The 15,011-nt window shown below is 70.8% G+C and carries 16 protein-coding genes; 7 read left to right on the top strand and 9 right to left on the bottom strand.

The features are described 5' to 3' along the window. The coding region (locus tag VET29_RS39520) for a HAMP domain-containing protein (protein ID WP_324931013.1) at positions 1-607 on the bottom strand (607 nt) is incomplete at its 3' end. A gap of 49 nt (positions 608-656) precedes the next feature. Further along, complete coding sequence (locus VET29_RS39515) at positions 657-1,316, bottom strand: response regulator transcription factor (RefSeq protein ID WP_324931010.1); 660 nt, start codon at positions 1,314-1,316, stop codon at positions 657-659. Between the two features lie 111 nt (positions 1,317-1,427). On the opposite strand from VET29_RS39515, the gene VET29_RS39510 reads away from it, so the two are divergent. From VET29_RS39510 to VET29_RS39495, 4 genes are read left to right on the top strand one after another with little or no spacing between them, the layout of a single operon-like run. Then, a complete protein-coding gene (locus VET29_RS39510) occupies positions 1,428-1,985 on the top strand; it encodes a hypothetical protein (RefSeq protein WP_324931007.1) in 558 nt (185 codons plus the stop codon). Further along, entirely contained in the window at positions 1,982-3,061 is a 1,080-nt protein-coding gene (locus tag VET29_RS39505) for a peptidoglycan-binding protein (RefSeq protein WP_324931004.1), read from the top strand. Before VET29_RS39510 ends, VET29_RS39505 begins: the two co-directional genes overlap by 4 nt. Beyond that, complete coding sequence (locus VET29_RS39500) at positions 3,058-3,732, top strand: ABC transporter ATP-binding protein (protein WP_324931001.1); 675 nt, start codon at positions 3,058-3,060, stop codon at positions 3,730-3,732. The genes VET29_RS39505 and VET29_RS39500 overlap by 4 nt, the downstream gene beginning before the upstream one ends. Further along, positions 3,729-4,916 carry an ABC transporter permease gene (locus VET29_RS39495; RefSeq protein WP_414636724.1) on the top strand — a complete coding sequence of 396 codons (1,188 nt, stop codon included), beginning with the start codon at positions 3,729-3,731 and terminating at the stop codon, positions 4,914-4,916. Before VET29_RS39500 ends, VET29_RS39495 begins: the two co-directional genes overlap by 4 nt. Before the next feature lie 118 nt (positions 4,917-5,034). On the opposite strand, the gene VET29_RS39490 is transcribed toward VET29_RS39495, so the two are convergent. The 7 genes from VET29_RS39490 to VET29_RS39460 all read right to left on the bottom strand — a co-directional run bounded on the left by VET29_RS39490 (position 5,035) and on the right by VET29_RS39460 (position 12,858). Then, a complete protein-coding gene (locus VET29_RS39490; RefSeq protein WP_324930997.1) occupies positions 5,035-6,222 on the bottom strand; it encodes a thioester domain-containing protein in 1,188 nt (395 codons plus the stop codon). A gap of 195 nt (positions 6,223-6,417) precedes the next feature. Further along, the gene (locus tag VET29_RS39485; RefSeq protein WP_324930994.1) at positions 6,418-7,776 is read right to left on the bottom strand and encodes a serine hydrolase domain-containing protein; all 1,359 of its coding nucleotides are present in this window, start codon (positions 7,774-7,776) and stop codon (positions 6,418-6,420) included. Positions 7,777-7,840: 64 nt separating this feature from the next. Beyond that, positions 7,841-8,461 (bottom strand): response regulator transcription factor, encoded by a 621-nt coding sequence (locus VET29_RS39480; protein ID WP_324931018.1) that lies wholly within the window; start codon positions 8,459-8,461, stop codon positions 7,841-7,843. Positions 8,462-8,466: 5 nt separating this feature from the next. After that, entirely contained in the window at positions 8,467-9,672 is a 1,206-nt protein-coding gene (locus VET29_RS39475; protein WP_324930990.1) for a sensor histidine kinase, read from the bottom strand. After that, complete coding sequence (locus tag VET29_RS39470) at positions 9,633-10,439, bottom strand: ABC transporter permease (RefSeq protein WP_324930987.1); 807 nt, start codon at positions 10,437-10,439, stop codon at positions 9,633-9,635. Before VET29_RS39470 ends, VET29_RS39475 begins: the two co-directional genes overlap by 40 nt. Continuing rightward, positions 10,436-11,269 (bottom strand): ABC transporter ATP-binding protein, encoded by an 834-nt coding sequence (locus VET29_RS39465; protein ID WP_414636723.1) that lies wholly within the window; start codon positions 11,267-11,269, stop codon positions 10,436-10,438. The genes VET29_RS39470 and VET29_RS39465 overlap by 4 nt, the downstream gene beginning before the upstream one ends. Before the next feature lie 458 nt (positions 11,270-11,727). Then, complete coding sequence (locus tag VET29_RS39460) at positions 11,728-12,858, bottom strand: citrate synthase 2 (protein WP_324930984.1); 1,131 nt, start codon at positions 12,856-12,858, stop codon at positions 11,728-11,730. Between the two features lie 232 nt (positions 12,859-13,090). Between VET29_RS39460 and VET29_RS39455 the strand changes: the two genes are divergently transcribed. The 3 genes from VET29_RS39455 to ureC form a co-directional block, all read left to right on the top strand. After that, a complete protein-coding gene (locus VET29_RS39455) occupies positions 13,091-13,393 on the top strand; it encodes an urease subunit gamma (RefSeq protein ID WP_324930982.1) in 303 nt (100 codons plus the stop codon). 10 nt (positions 13,394-13,403) lie between these two features. Next, on the top strand, positions 13,404-13,688 hold the full coding sequence (locus tag VET29_RS39450) for an urease subunit beta (protein WP_324930980.1): 285 nt from the start codon (positions 13,404-13,406) through the stop codon (positions 13,686-13,688). Next, the coding region (gene ureC / locus VET29_RS39445; RefSeq protein ID WP_324930978.1) for an urease subunit alpha at positions 13,685-15,011 on the top strand (1,327 nt) is incomplete at its 3' end. The genes VET29_RS39450 and ureC, both read left to right, overlap by 4 nt.

Here is a 15,011-nt window from a genome sequence, read left to right as displayed (position 1 = left end):
CGGTCGGGTCGGCCATCGCGACCTCGATCATCGTGCGCTGCACGGCGAGGGGTGTGCGCAGCTCGTGCGAGGCGTTGGCGACGAACCGGCGCTGGCTGTCGAACGAGCTGGCGAGCCGGTCGAGCATGCCGTCGAAGGTGTCGGCCAGCTCCTTCAGCTCGTCGTCGGGGCCGTCGTGGTTGATCCGCTTCTCCATCCGCCCGACCTCGAGGCGTCTGGCCGTCGCGGTGATCCGTTTGACCGGCCGCAGCGTGCGGTCGGCCATGAGCCAGCCGAGCAGCCCGGCCATGGCGCCGACCAGCACGAGCGCGATGCCCGAGATGACCAGCATGGTCCGCAGCGCCGACGTGCGGTAGCCGTCGATCGCGCCGTTCACGATCGTCGAGGTCATCTCGGGGCCGCCGCCGGCCTCGCCGTGCCCGCCGTAGATCCGCTCGTCGGTCAGCTCCGGCGGTGAGCCGTTGCCGCTGTAGCTGATGCCCCCGGTGCCCGCCTCCGGCAGGGCCGCGCTGACCAGCGTGTAGTTGACGACCAGCAGGATCGCGCCGGCCAGCATGAACAGCCCGGCGAACGTCAGCGCGAGCCGGGTGCGTACCGACAGCTTCACGGCGTCTCCTCGCCCGCATCGCGGCGCCGGACCGCTCCACCGGCTCCGCTCACGGCAGCATCCGGTAGCCGGCGCCGGGCACGGTCTCGATCACCGGCGGGTCGCCGAGCTTGCGGCGCAACGTCATCACCGCGACCCGGACCGCGTTCGTGAACGGGTCGGCGTGCTCGTCCCACGCCTTCTCGAGGAGATCCTCGGCGCTCACCACCGCGCCCTCGGCCCGCATCAGCACCTCGAGCACCGCGAACTCCTTCCTCGACAGGGGCAGGTGCCGCCCGTCCCGCGCCGCCTGGTGGCGCGGCCGGTCCAGCACCACGCCGGCCTGTGCCAGCACGGGCGGCAGCGCCGGCCGGGCCCGCCGGCCCAGTGCCTGGACCCGGGCGACCAGCTCGGCGAAGGCGAACGGCTTGGTCAGGTAGTCGTCGGCGCCGAGCGCGAGGCCCGCGACCCGGTCGATGACCTCGGTGGCGGCGGTCAGCATCAGCACCCTCGCCTCACCACCGGTCGAGACCACCGCACGGCACACCTCGTCGCCGTGCGTGCCGGGCAGGTCCCGGTCCAGCACGACCACGTCGTAGGCATGCACACCGACCCGCTCCAGCGCGGCGTCGCCGTCGTAGCAGACGTCCACGGCCATGGACAGCCTGCGCAACCCCTCGGCGACGGAGTCCGCGAGGAGCTGCTCGTCCTCCACGACCAGCACCCGCATGCGGCCAGTGTGCTCGCCCCGCGGTTAAGGACGGGATAAGCGATTTCGCTTAGCGCGCCCGAACCACCGGCCTCGTAGAACTGGTCGCCAGCGAAGGAAGGGAGATCTCCGATGAACTCACGATGGCGCCTGGTTGTCCTGGGCGGACTGTTCACGCTGGTCACGGCGTGTGGAAGCACGGGAGACAGCGGCGACGGCGTCGCGTCCATCTCGGACTCGAACGCGCCGAAGTCCTCGGCGACGCCCGCCGCGGACGACGGCAAGTCGGACATCGACAAGATGCGCGACTACGCGAAGTGCATGCGGGAGAACGGTGTCGACATGGCGGACCCCGACCCGAGCGGCGGCGGTGGCGGCGGCATCTCGGTCGGCAGCGAGGACGAGAAGGACAAGGTCGACAAGGCCAACGCCAAGTGCAAGCACCTGATGCCCAACGGCGGCGAGCCGGAGAAGCCGACGGCCGAGGACCTCGACCGGGCTCGCCAGATGGCGAAGTGCCTGCGAGAGCACGGCATCGAGATCAAGGAACCGACCATGGACGAGCCGGGCATCAGCGTGGACGCCGGCGACGGCGGCAACGACCCGGACGAGCTCGACAAGGCCATGAAGGCGTGCGCGCCCGCGGACGCGAAGACCGAGTCGCGCTCCAGCAAGAAGGGCGACAAGTGAGCGGCCCTGAGGTGGTCCGCCGCCGGCGCCTGCTGCGGTGGGTGCTGGTGGGCGTGAGCGTGCTGGTGGTGCTGGGGATCGGCACGGCGGTGGCTGTCACCCGGCTGGGTAGTCGCCCGGTCGCGGTACCTCAGTCGCCGGCCGCGGCGGCGACCGCCGAGGTACGGCGCATGGACCTGGCGGAGCGGGAGACGCTGACCGGCGAGCTCGGGTACGGCATCGAGCAGTCGCTGACCGGCCGGCGGCAGGGGACGGTCACGTCGCTGCCGGCCGTCGGGACCGTGCTCGACCGGGGTGCCGTGGCGTACCAGGTGGACGCGCGGCCGGTGGTCGTGTTCCTCGGCTCGCTGCCGCTCTACCGGGCGCTCGGTTCGGGCATGACCGACGGGCCGGACGTGAAGCTGGTCGAGGAGAACCTGCGGGACCTGGGGTACAGCGGGTTCGGCAAGCCGGACAACAAGTTCACGGCCGGGACCGCGGCCGCGATCAAGAAGTGGCAGAAGAAGCTGGGCGTCGACCAGACGGGTGGCATCGAGCTGGGCGACGTGGTGGTCACGGCGGCGCCGGTGCGGGTCAGCTCGGTGGAGCTGGCGCTGGGTGCGGACGCGGCGGGCTCGGTGCTGAAGTACACGGACACGACGCGCTGGGTCACGGTCGAGCTGACGGAGGGCCAGAAGGACCTGGCGGCGGTGGGCAAGCCGGTGACGCTGACGGTCGGCGGCAAGCAGGTGCCCGGCACCGTGCGGTCGGTCGTCCCGGCGACGTCCGACTCGGACCCGAACGACCCGAACGCGGACACGAGCCAGAAGTACACGGCGACGGTGTCCATCGACGATGTCGCCGCCATCGGCGCGGTCGACGCGGGCTCGGTGGACGTGGTCGTCACGTCGGGGGAGCGCAAGGGCGTGCTCGTGGTGCCGGTCGGGGCGCTGCTGGCGCTGACCGAGGGCGGGTACGCGGTGGAGCAGCCGTCCGGGAAGTTGGTGGCGGTCAGGACCGGTCTGTTCGCCGACGGAATGGTCGAGGTCTCCGGCCGCGGGTTGTCGGCGGGCATGACGGTGGTGACCACGTCATGATCACGCTGCGCGAGGTGAGCCGGACGTACCCGGGTGGGGTACAGGCGTTGCGCGACGTGACGCTGTCGATCGGCGCGGGGGAGCTGGTGTCGGTCGTGGGGCCGTCGGGCTCGGGGAAGTCGACGCTGCTGCACCTGATGGGCACGCTCGACCGGCCGTCGTCGGGGGTGGTCGAGATGCGGGGGCACGACGTGAGCCGGTTGTCGGACCGGCGGTTGTCGGCGTTGCGGTCGGAGTGGATCGGGTTCGTGTTCCAGCAGTTCTTCCTGGCGGAGGGCCTGCCGGCGGTGGACAACGTGGCGACGGGGTTGACGTACGCGGGGGTGCCGTCACGCCAGCGGAGGGGTCTGGCGCTGGCGGCACTCGATCGGGTGGGGCTGTCGCATCGGGCGTGGCACCTCCCGTCGGAACTGTCGGGCGGCGAACGGCAACGGGTGGCGATCGCCCGCGCGATGGTGAACGAGCCCGCGCTGATCCTGGCCGACGAGCCGACGGGGAACCTGGACAGCCGCACCGGCATGGAGATCATGCGACTGCTGCTGGACCTGCGCGACAGCGGCGCGACTGTGGTGGTCGTCACCCACGACCGCGAGGTGGCGGCCGCGTTGCCCAGGCGGATAGAGGTCCTGGACGGCGTGGTCCGCCTCGACACGGGACTGGTGCGACTGTGACCACCCTCCTACCCCGGCCGCGGCGGCTCGGACCCGGTGACGTCGGCCGGCTCGGTGCCCATGGCATGCGGACCAGGCCGCTCCGCGCGATCCTCTCCGCGCTCGGCATCGGGATCGGGATCGCCGCGATGGTGGCCGTCGTCTCGATTCCGGCGTCCAGCCAGCAGGCCCTGCGTGAGCAGCTCGCCGCGCTCGGGACCAACCTGCTCACCGCGGCGCCCGGCCAGACGATCATGGGTAACGACGCCTCCCTACCCCTGACCACCGTCCCGATGGTCGCCAGGATCGGCCCGGTCACCGGCGTCTCCGCCACCGGGAAGGTCGACGCCACGATTCGCCGCACCGACCGGATCGATGAGGCGGAGACCTCCGGCGTCTCGGTCCTCGCGGCCCGCAACGACCTGCTGAAACTGCTTCGGGGCTCGATCCACCGCGGCAGGTTTCTCGACGGAGTCACCGAGAACTTTCCGACCGTCGTGCTCGGTTCGGTCGCGGCCACTCGGTTGGGCGTCAACCAGCCGGGCACACAGGTCTGGCTCGGTAACCGGTGGTTCACGGTGGTCGGCATTCTCAACGCCATGCCGCTCGCCCAGGAGATCGAGCGGGCCGCGCTCGTCGGCTGGCACACGGCCGAGACGCTCGGGTTCGACGGCCATCCCTCGACCGTCTACGTCCGCGCCGTCGACGCCCAGGTCGAGAGCGTCCGCGCGGTGCTCGGCGCCACCATCAACCCGGCGGAACCGTTGGAGGTGAAGGTGTCCCGCCCCTCGGACGCGCTCAAGGCCCAGCGGCTCAGCGAGACCTCCTTCAGCGCGCTCTTCCTCGGGCTCGGCGGCGTCGCGCTCCTCGTCGGCGGCGTCGGCGTCGCGAACACGATGGTCATCTCGGTGCTCGAACGCCGCCGCGAGATCGGGCTGCGGCGGGCACTGGGCGCGTCCAAACGCCAGGTGCGCGGCCAGTTCCTCGCCGAGTCCGTCCTGCTGTCGCTGCTGGGCGGCATCGTGGGCGTGCTAGTCGGCGTCGGCGTCACCGCCGGCTACGCGCTCACCCGCGACTGGCCGGCGGTCTTCCCACCCATCGCACTACTGGGTGGCGTCGGAGTGGCCGCGGTGGTCGGCGCACTCGCGGGCGCCTACCCGGCCATGCGCGCGGCCCGCCTGTCCCCCACCGAAGCCCTGGCCTGACCCGCGAGTCCCGCGTTCGAACACACCGAGTCCCGTTTTCATGCATGCGAAAACGGGACTCGGTGTGGCTGAACGCGGGACTCGCACTGTTTGAACGCGGGACTCGCGACAGGTGGGGTTATGTGCGGCGGCGGCGGAGGAAGATCAGTGCGCCCGCACCGCCGGCGACCAGTACGACACCGACCAGGACCGGCCAGAAGATTGACGCGCCGGTGGATGCGAGACCGCCCTGCGGGGTCGGCGCGGCCGTGGTCGAGGTGGCCGGCGGGACGGTCGTGGTCGGTGGCGTCGTGGTGGTGGTCGTGGTCGTGGTGGTCGTCGTCGTGGTCGGCGGGGCGGTGGTCCAGCTCGCGCCTGCTGACGCCGTCAGCTTCGTGTTCACGGCCCCGGCCACGATCAGCGACTGCGTGGGGTGCTTGGCGTAGTTCTCCCCGACGAACAGCCGGCCGGTGTCCAGGGTCGCCGAGGCGGTCAGCGAGAACGTGCCGTTCCCGTCGACGGTGCCGGCCGGGACGTCCAGGTACAGCTCGGTGCCGTCCTTGATCGCGCCCGCGGCGACGTCCTTGCCGTCCTTGTCCGTGACCCGCACGCCGGCCGGCAGGTTCGCGGTCAGCTGCTCGACGGTGGCGTTGGTGTCGACGGTGAACGGCCCGATCCGCGTGCCGGCCGTGCCTTCCTTGTCCGCCGGGGCGACCGACAGCGCCGGGATGGGCGCCTCGCCGATCCCCGTGTTCGCCGGGCCGGTGAGGTAGTCGTACAGGGCCAGGGCATCAGCCGCGTCGTCCTGGTCCGAGGCGTCACCGGAGAGCGGGTCGTCACGGTCGAGGTTGACACCGTCACTGAAGTGCCAGACCGCGGCCTGCGTGGCGGCGACGGCCTCGAGGACGTCGATCCCGTCGTGCAGCTGCGCCGGCGCCAGCTGGGCGGCGACGTTCGCGAGGCTCTTGCCCGGATAGCCGTGGTGCAGCACCCAGTTGATCTTCGCCCGGTTGGCGTTGAACGGCGAGTTCGCGTCGGGGGAGTCGTCCCACGGCCGCTCGACCATGTCGTGCTGGTCGTCGATGTCGGTGTAGAGCTCGACGCAGTACATGCCCAGCTCGGTGCCGTCGGCGAGCTTGAAGCCGAGCAGGTTGGTGGGGATCGTGGCGAGCCAGTCCTTGCCTACGTTGACCTGGTAACCGATGACGTTGCCGTCATGGTCGACCCGGCCCGTGACCGCCTCGTCGGCTGCGGCCGGCGCGGCGGTGGCCAGTAACAGCGCGGCGGCACCCGCGAATCCAACGCATGCCGGGACGAACCTGCCCATGACTCTCCTTTAAGGCCAGTCCCCGACATCAGAACCGGCACACTACAACACGGTGTCGACGACCCTATGAAGTGGATACGCCTCTTACCAGATCGTGATCTTGGGCCGGGGCGTTTCAGGGTCTTCGTCACACCGGCGCGTTCGGGATCGCGGTGCTGCCCGGAAAGGCGCTGCGGGGGAGTAGGGCCTCGCGTGTCAGTCGCCCGGGCGCCAGCCGCGGTCGTCGACGCCACCCGGGACCGGGGCCTTCGGGTCGTACGGGGTGCGGGTGAAGACGAACGTCGCCAGGTCGAGGTGGCTGACCGTGCCGTCGGCGTGATGGTGCAGCTTCAGCGTCTCGCCCGCGTAGTACCCGTCCAGGCCCAGCCACTCGCCGTCGCCGGTCGGCCGGAACCGCGAGCCCCGGCCCGCGCCGGACACCGGGCGCAGCTCGACCCAACCGCCCGCCATCAGCCGCAGCACGAACGGCATCGGGCCCCAGAACCACTGGCCCGTGAGTGCCAGCAGGTCCAGGGACACCTCCGTCAGCGGCCGCCACTCGCCCGGCAGCGCCGGCTCGTAGTCGTCCACCAGCTTCAGCAGGTCCATCGACAGCGCCGACACACCGACCCCGGCCGTCGAGTTCGTCATCGCCAGCGCGCCGGTCGTCGTCGTCGGGTCGACCACCACGTTCGCCAGGAACCCCGGCATCGAGCCGCCGTGGCCGGCGAGGCGCCGGCCCGAGTCGCGCCATGTCTGGAGGCCGAGGCCGTACCCGCCGGTCCACGCGCCGCCGTCCTCGACGACGACCGGCGCGCGCATCTCCTCGACCGTGTCCGGGTGCAGCACGGTGCCCGAGTCGCCGGCGATGAACCGCAGCCAGCGGGCCATGTCCGTCGCGGTCGACCACAGCTGGCCGGCCGGGGCCATCGCGCCCGCGTCCGGCGTCGGCTCCGGCAGCAGGACGTCGGCGTAGGGGTGCACGGCCCAGCCGAGCGCGTGCGGCGCGGCCGGCATCGGCGTCGTGCGGGCCATCCCGAGCGGCGCCAGGATCTCGGTGTTCAGCACCTCGAGCCACGACGCGCCGCGCAGCTCGGCCACCAGCTGCCCCAGCACCCCGTAGCCCGGGTTCGAGTAGTGGAACCTGGCGCCGGCGCGGTGTTTGAGCACGTCCTCGTCCATGCGGTCGACCAGGTCCGGCCAGTCGCCGCCGGGGGCGCGCTCCCACCACACGCCCGGCGACTCGGACGTGAGCCCGCCGGTGTGCGACAGCAGCTGCGCGATGGTCAGATGACCGAAGGAGGTGCCCGGCATGTGCTTGTCGAGCTCGTCGTTCAGGTCGAGGCGGCCCTCGTCGCGCAGGCGCATCACCAGCACCGCGACAAAGGTCTTGGTGATCGATCCGATGCGGTACTGGGTGTCGGCGGTCGGTGCCGCGCCGTCGACCTGTCCGCGCGCACCGGTCCACAAAACGTCACCGCCACGCACGACGGCTGCGACGAGTGACGGTGCCCGGCCTTCCGCCTGCTCGGCGGCGACTCGGCGGAGCAGGGCGAACTCGGTGGTTTGCAGCATGGCCGCATTCTTACCGAATAATCCCGATGATCGCGCTACGTCATCGGCGTTACCAATTGCCGGGTCAGGACAGCAGACCCAATGCCATGGCCGTCGTCACCGCGGCGGTTCGGTCGGACACGCCGAGTTTTCCGAATGCCCTCAGCAGATGGGTCTTCACGGTCGCTTCCGAAATGTGCAGTGACCGCCCGATATCCGCATTCCGCAGGCCTTTCGCCACCAGCGCGAGCACCTCGACCTCCCGCGCGGACAGTGACTGCGCGGCCGGCCGGCGCACCTGGTTGACCAGCCGGCCCGCGACCGACGGCGCCAGCACGGTCTCCCCGCGCGCCGCCGCCCGGACGGCGTTGGCGAGCTCCGTCCGGCTCGCGTCCTTCAGCAGATAGCCCGACGCGCCGGCCTCGACCGCACGCAGGATGTCCGCGTCCGTCTCGTACGTGGTGAGCACCACGACCCGCGCGTGCGGGTCGCCGGCGAGGATCCGCTCGGTCGCGCCGACGCCGTCCAGGCCACGCATCCGCAGGTCCATCAGGATCACGTCGGTCTCGGTGACCCGCGCCTGCGCGACCGCCTCCTCGCCGGACCCGGCCTCCGCGACGACCGTCAAATCCGGCTCGGACTCCAGCATGCCGCGCAACCCCTCCCGGACGACGGGGTGGTCGTCGACGAGCATCACCCGGATCACGCCACTCACCGGGGCACCTCCAGCTCGACCGTGGTACCGCCGGAGCCACTCCGGACGGACAGTCGCCCGCCGACCTCCGCGGCCCGGTTTCGCATGCCCCGCAAGCCGAAACCGTCCGCGGGCTCGTCCGGGTCGAACCCCGCGCCGTTGTCGGTGACCCGCATCGACGCGCAGGTCTCCTTGACCTGCAAGGTGATCGTCACCTCGGTGGCGCGCGAGTGCTTGCGCACGTTGGTGAGCGACTCCTGCACCATGCGCAGCAGCACCACCTCCAGCACGGTCGGCAGCGTCACGCTGTCGCCGTCGGCGCGGTAGGACACGCTGACCGGCGTCTCCTCGGCGAACCGCTCCAGCTGCCGGCGGATCGCCTCGTCCAGCGAGCCGGTGCCGAGCGCGGTCGGCGTGAGCCCGGCGACCAACGCCCGCGCCTCGGTCAGGTTCTCCCGCGCGGTCCGTGCCGCGAGCGTGAGATGTCCGCGTGCCTTCTCGATGTCCCTGTCCAGTTCGGACTCCGCGGCCTGGACGAGGGTGACCAGGCTGGTGAAGCCCTGCGCCAGCGTGTCGTGGATCTCGGCCGCGAGCCGGGCCCGCTCGGCGGCGACCCCGGCCTCGCGGGAGAGCCGGCCGACCTCCTCCCGGCTCTCCTCCAGCTTCATGATCAACTCGGCCCTTTCCTGGCTCTCCGAAACGATTCGGTGGATCCACGTGCCCATCGTCACGCCCAGGAGGACGGTGAACACCATCATCGGGCCGAGGAGTCCGAGCGCCGTGTCGAGCCCGTCCCGGATGAGCGACGCCAGCGGTGGCACGAGGCTCAGCGCCACGACCACGATGATCGCCTCGCGCAGCGCCAGGCTCATGAACATCAGCGGACAGAGGGCGAACAACGCGAACGACGCGTCCCCGTCGAACGTGACGGCGACCAGCTGCGGGACGACCAGCCCGGCGGCGAAGAACCGCCCCTGCACCGAGCCGCGCTCCCTCGGGACGACGATGTGGCCGCGGCCGAAGAACACGTACCCCGCGGCCATCACGGTGAGCACGCCGGCCGCGCCGAGCCGGTTGGGCAGCGAGTCGTCGTCCCGCAGCAGGACCAGCAGGCCCACCGAGACGTAGACGACGGCGAAGGAGAGGTCCCAGAGCCAGTACCAGCGCAGCCAGGCGTCGTTCCTCAGCCCCGCTTGTTCGTCCACCGGAACGTCAGCAGGCACAGCACCAGTCCCAGCACGCACCAGCCGCCCAGCACCAGCGCCGTCTTCCCGAGTTCCCATGAGCCAGCCGCCTCCCTCGCCATCATGCTGTCCGGTAGGAACACCGAGCGGAACCCCTGGGCGGCCCACTTGATCGGGAACAGCGACCCGACGTCGCGCATCCACTCGGGCACACCGTCGATCGGGATGTACACACCGGACATGAACTGCAACGCGATGTAGGGCACGTTGGTGACCGCCGCCGCGCTCTGCGCCGTCCTCGCGATGGCGCTGATCGCGATGCCCAGCAGCGAGCAGGTGACCACGCTGAGCGCGAACACCCACGTGAACGTGAACCAGTCGCCCGCCGTGCTCGGCAGCTCGACGTCGAAGAGGACCATGCCGACGACGAGCATCAGCACCACCTCGGCGAGGCTGGCCACCGCCACCAGGATGATCTTGCCGATGAAGTACGCCGCGGGCGGCATCGGCGTGCCACGTAAGCGTTTCAGCGTGCCGTCCTCGCGGTTGAGGGCGACGTTGATGCCGAGGTTGTTGAACGACGTCGCCACCAGACCGGCGGCGATCATGCTGGCGGCGAACACCTGGCCGGCGGTGATGCCGTCCTGGTACTGCTCGTCGAAGATCGAGCCGAGCAGTACCAGGATGATCGCGGGGAACGTGAAGGTGAAGACCACCTGTTCCCTGGCACGGAAGAACTGCTTCAGCTCGACCCCGCCGCGGGCCAGCCCGAGCCCGAACGTCGTGGGCAGTGTGGCGGTGGTCATCGCTTCTCTCCGATCAGCTCCAGGTAGGTGTCCTCCAGGCTCGGGCGGGTCACGGTCAGCTCGGGCAGCTCACGGCCCTGTGACAGCTCGGCGATGAGCGCGGTCGGGGTGTCGGTGAGCATCGTCTGGCGCCCCTCCGGCCCGATCCAGCTCACCGTCGCCTTGGCCGTCGACCGCCCACCGAGCGTGGACGGCGTGCCCTCCGCGACGATGCGGCCACCCGCGATCACCGCGACGCGGTCGGCGAGCGCCTCGGCCTCGTCGAGGTAGTGCGTCGTCAGCAGGATGGTCGTGCCGCCCGCCGCGAGGCCGCGGATCAGGTCCCAGAACTGGCGCCGCGCCTCGGGATCGAACCCGGTCGTCGGCTCGTCGAGGAACACCAGCTCCGGCCGGCCGACCACCCCGAGCGCGACGTCCAGGCGGCGACGCTGACCCCCGGACAGCGCCTTCACCCGGGTGCCCGCCTTGGCGGTCAGCCCGACCTGCTCGATGACCTCGTCGGCGTCCGCCGGGGCCGGGTAGTAGCCCGCGAAGTGGCGGACACTCTCGCGGACCGTCAGCTCGGCGGCGTCATTTGCCGTCTGCAGGACGATGCCGATGCGGGCACGCCACGCGCGACCGGCCGAGCCGGGGTCGGCGCCCAGCACGGACACCTGGCCGTCGTCCCGGCGCCGGTGCCCCTCGAGGATCTCGACGGTGGTGGTCTTCCCGGCCCCGTTGGGCCCGAGCAGAGCGAAGACCTCACCCTGCCGGATGTCGAGGTCGACGCCGTCGACGGCGGCGACCCCGTGGTAGGACTTGCGAAGTCCGCGAACCTGTATTGCGGTCATGCGGAAATCGTGTCGCGCCGGACCCGGTTCAGGGACGCCCGCGCGGCTGAATCCCACTGTCAGCCGTTCGGTGGACAGGACGGTCCGTAGGGATGGACGCCCGGCCCCGGACGTGTGTCCCTTTCGCTCGCACTCACCGGGTGAAAGTTATCCACACCCCCCGCTGACCAGCCGTTTTGTCCGTTCCCGCCGGTACAATGGGACCGGGGCCGGCCCCCTGGGTTGGGTGGGGGACTGCCCACGCAACCACCTGTGTTCGCGTTGATCAAGAAGCGAACTGCAACAGCTGGACCTGCGTGCGAGCGGCGAACACTGTGGCCGGCCGTCCTGTGAGCGACCGGCCCCGCAGGGGACAGGACATCGGTTGAAGTCGCGTCACTGCCGTCGCCGCCAGGCGACCATCGAGGTCGGGCAACGGTCCACCGGAAGGACGGCGACTCAACGCCGGTTACGGGACCTCAGTAGGGGTTGACGCTGTCCCAGCCCTCGACCTGGTCGGGAGTGCGCGGAGCGGGCCCGACGTACTTCGCCGACGGGCGGACGAGGCGGCCCGTCCGCTTCTGCTCGAGCACGTGCGCGCACCAGCCCGCGGTCCGGGCACACGTGAACATCGCGGGCATCATGTGCGGCGGCACCTTCGCGAAGTCCAGGATCACGGCGGCCCAGAACTCGACGTTCGTCTCGATCGCGCGGTCCGGGCGGCGTTCCCGCAGTTCGGTCAGTGCGGCCTGCTCCAGCTCGGACGCCACCTCGTACCGGGCCGCCCCCAACTCCTTGCAGGTACGGCGAAGTACGCGGGCTCGCGGGTCCTCCGCGCGGTACACCCGGTGCCCGAAGCCCATCAGCCGGTCGCCGCGGTCGAGGATGTTCGACACGACCTTGCGGGCGTCGCCGACGTTCTCGACCTCCTCGATCATCGGCAGCACGCGGGCCGGGGCGCCGCCGTGGAGGGGGCCGGACATGGCGCCGATGGCGCCGGACAGGGACGCCGCGACGTCCGCGCCGGTGGACGCGATGACGCGGGCGGTGAAGGTCGAGGCGTTGAGGCCGTGCTCGGCGGCCGAGACCCAGTACGCGTCGACGGCCCGCACGTGCGCGGGGTCGGGTTCGCCGCGCCAGCGGGTCATGAACCGCTCGGTGATCGTGTTGCACTCGTCGATCCGCCGCTGCGGCACCGCGGGGCGGCCGATGCCGCGGGCGGACTGGGCGACGTAGGAGAGCGCCATGACCGACGCCCTCGCGAGCTGCTCGCGGGCCTCGGCGTCGGAGATGTCCAGCAGTGGCTTGTAGTCCCAGATCGGGGCGAGCATGGCAAGTGCCGCCTGCACGTCCACCCGGACGTCGCCGGTGTGCACCGGGATGGGGAACGGCTCGGCCGGTGGCAGGCTCTGGCCGAACTTGCCGTCCACGAGGAGCGCCCACACGTCGCCAAATGTCACTTTGCCGGCGAGATCCTCAATGTTCACGCCCCGGTAACGCAGCGCGCCGCCGTCCCTGTCGGGTTCGGCGATCTCGGTGCGGAAGGCGACGACGCCTTCCAGGCCCGGCCGGAAGCCGTCGTCCGGCTCCGGGTCAACCGGTGTGTCCATCTGCCGCACCGCGCTGTGCATGGTGTTACCAGCCTCTCCGCCAGTCCGCGACCCACATCGCGCGAGGGATCCCCAGCCGCGCGGTCAGTCCACCTTCCTCCCCTTCATACGGCCGTGGCAATTGCCCCGAACGGTGGTTTCGGTCACGATTTAGGAGAACGATTCAGATCCGCCGCGTAACGCGCGTGTTTCCAGAGCGGAACGCGCCATGGTCCGGTGGTAGACAACATCCATGCACCTGAGCCCCCAGGAACGCGACAAGCTGCTGGTTCTGTACGCGGCGGAGATCTCGCGGCGCCGGCTCGAGCGTGGCGTGCTGCTCAATCATCCCGAAGCAGTGGCGCTGATCACCGAACACGTGATCGAGGGCGCGCGGGACGGTCGATCGGTGAGCGAGCTGATGTCCAGCGGTCGTTCGGTGCTGACACGAGCGCAGGTCATGGTGGGGGTACCCGAGATGATCGACTCGGTACAGGTGGAGGCGACGTTTCCGGACGGCACCAAGCTCGTGACCGTCCACAGCCCGATCGTGTGAGGAGTCCACTGTGATCCCAGGCGAGATCCTGCCGGCCGCCGAGCCGGTCGAGCTGAACCCGGGGCGGCCCCGGGTGTCGATGGTCGTCCGCAACACGGGGGACCGGCCGGTACAGGTCGGTTCGCACTACCACTTCGCGGCCACGAATCCGGCGCTGGAGTTCGACCGCGCGCTGGCCGACGGCCACCGGCTCGACATACCGGCCGGGACGTCGGTTCGGTTCGAGCCCGGAGTGGAGCGCGAGGTCTCGCTGGTGCCGCTGGCCGGGCGGCGAGTCGTGCCGGGGCTGCGATGAGCGACATCGACCGGGCGCGGTACGCGTCACTGCTGGGACCGACAGTCGGCGACCGCATTCGGTTGGCGGACACGGACTTGCTGATCGAGGTGACCGAGGACCGCGCCATGGGGCCGGCCGGCTCCGGTGACGAGGTGATCTTCGGCGGCGGCAAGGTGATTCGCGAGTCGATGGGGCAGTCGCTCGCGACCCGGGCCGACGGCGCGCCCGACCTGGTGATCACGGGCGTGGTCGTGCTGGACCACTGGGGCGTGGTGAAGGCGGACGTCGGGGTGCGGGACGGCCGGATCGTCGGCATCGGCAAGGCGGGCAACCCGGACACCATGGACGGTGTCGACCCCGCGCTGGTCATCGGTCCGTCCACGGAGATCATCGGCGGCAACGGCAAGATCCTGACCGCGGGCGGCGTCGACTGCCATGTCCACTTCATCTGTCCACAGTTGACCGAGACCGCGCTGGCGTCCGGCCTGACGACCCTCATCGGCGGCGGCACCGGCCCGGCGGAGGGCAGCAAGGCCACGACGGTGACGCCCGGCGCGTGGAACCTGCGCCGCATGTTGGCCGCCATGGACGGCCAGCCGGTGAACGTTCTCCTGCTGGGCAAGGGAAACACGGTTTCCCTTGACGGCCTGCGGGAGCAGGTCGCCGCCGGCGCCGGCGGCTTCAAGCTGCACGAGGACTGGGGCACGACCCCGGCCGCGATCGACGCCTGCCTGCGCGTGGCGGACGAGACGGGCGTGCAGGTGGCCATCCACACGGACACGCTGAACGAGTCCGGGTTCGTCGAGTCCACAGTGGAGGCGATCGCGGGCCGCTCGATCAACGCCTACCACACGGAAGGCGCCGGCGGCGGCCACGCGCCGGACATCATCACCGTGGTCGGGCTGCCGAACATCCTGCCGTCGTCGACGAACCCGACCCGGCCGCACACGGTGAACACCATCGACGAGCACCTGGACATGCTGATGGTGTGCCACCACCTGAACCCGTCCGTGCCCGAGGACCTTGCGTTCGCGGAGAGCCGCATCCGGCCGACCACGATCGCGGCCGAGGACGTGCTGCACGACCTCGGCGCCATCTCGATGATCGGCTCGGACTCCCAGGCGATGGGCCGCGTCGGCGAGGTGATCATCCGGACGTGGCAGACCGCGCACGTGATGAAGCGGCGTCGTGGCGCGCTGCCCGGCGACTCGGCGGCCGACAACACGCGTGCCCGCCGGTACGTGGCGAAGTACACGATCAACCCGGCCATCGCGCACGGCATGGAGACCGAGATCGGCTCGGTCGAGGTGGGCAAGCTCGCCGACCTGGTGCTGTGGGAGC

It is taken from the genome of Actinophytocola sp., from assembly GCF_035634895.1.
Taxonomy (GTDB): domain Bacteria; phylum Actinomycetota; class Actinomycetes; order Mycobacteriales; family Pseudonocardiaceae; genus Actinophytocola.
Note: the sequence above shows the minus strand (reverse complement) of the source record. Positions and strands in the feature narration are given on the sequence as shown.

Excerpts from the sequence above, each read along its gene's own strand:
- VET29_RS39515 (WP_324931010.1), bottom strand. The coding sequence starts at position 1,316 with ATGCGGGTGCTGGTCGTGGAGGACGAGCAGCTCCTCGCGGACTCCGTC.
- VET29_RS39510 (WP_324931007.1), top strand. The coding sequence starts at position 1,428 with ATGAACTCACGATGGCGCCTGGTTGTCCTGGGCGGACTGTTCACGCTG.
- VET29_RS39500 (WP_324931001.1), top strand. The coding sequence starts at position 3,058 with ATGATCACGCTGCGCGAGGTGAGCCGGACGTACCCGGGTGGGGTACAG.
- VET29_RS39490 (WP_324930997.1), bottom strand. The coding sequence starts at position 6,222 with ATGGGCAGGTTCGTCCCGGCATGCGTTGGATTCGCGGGTGCCGCCGCG.
- VET29_RS39485 (WP_324930994.1), bottom strand. The coding sequence starts at position 7,776 with ATGCTGCAAACCACCGAGTTCGCCCTGCTCCGCCGAGTCGCCGCCGAG.
- VET29_RS39470 (WP_324930987.1), bottom strand. The coding sequence starts at position 10,439 with ATGACCACCGCCACACTGCCCACGACGTTCGGGCTCGGGCTGGCCCGC.
- VET29_RS39465 (WP_414636723.1), bottom strand. The coding sequence starts at position 11,269 with ATGACCGCAATACAGGTTCGCGGACTTCGCAAGTCCTACCACGGGGTC.
- VET29_RS39460 (WP_324930984.1), bottom strand. The coding sequence starts at position 12,858 with ATGGACACACCGGTTGACCCGGAGCCGGACGACGGCTTCCGGCCGGGC.
- VET29_RS39455 (WP_324930982.1), top strand. The coding sequence starts at position 13,091 with ATGCACCTGAGCCCCCAGGAACGCGACAAGCTGCTGGTTCTGTACGCG.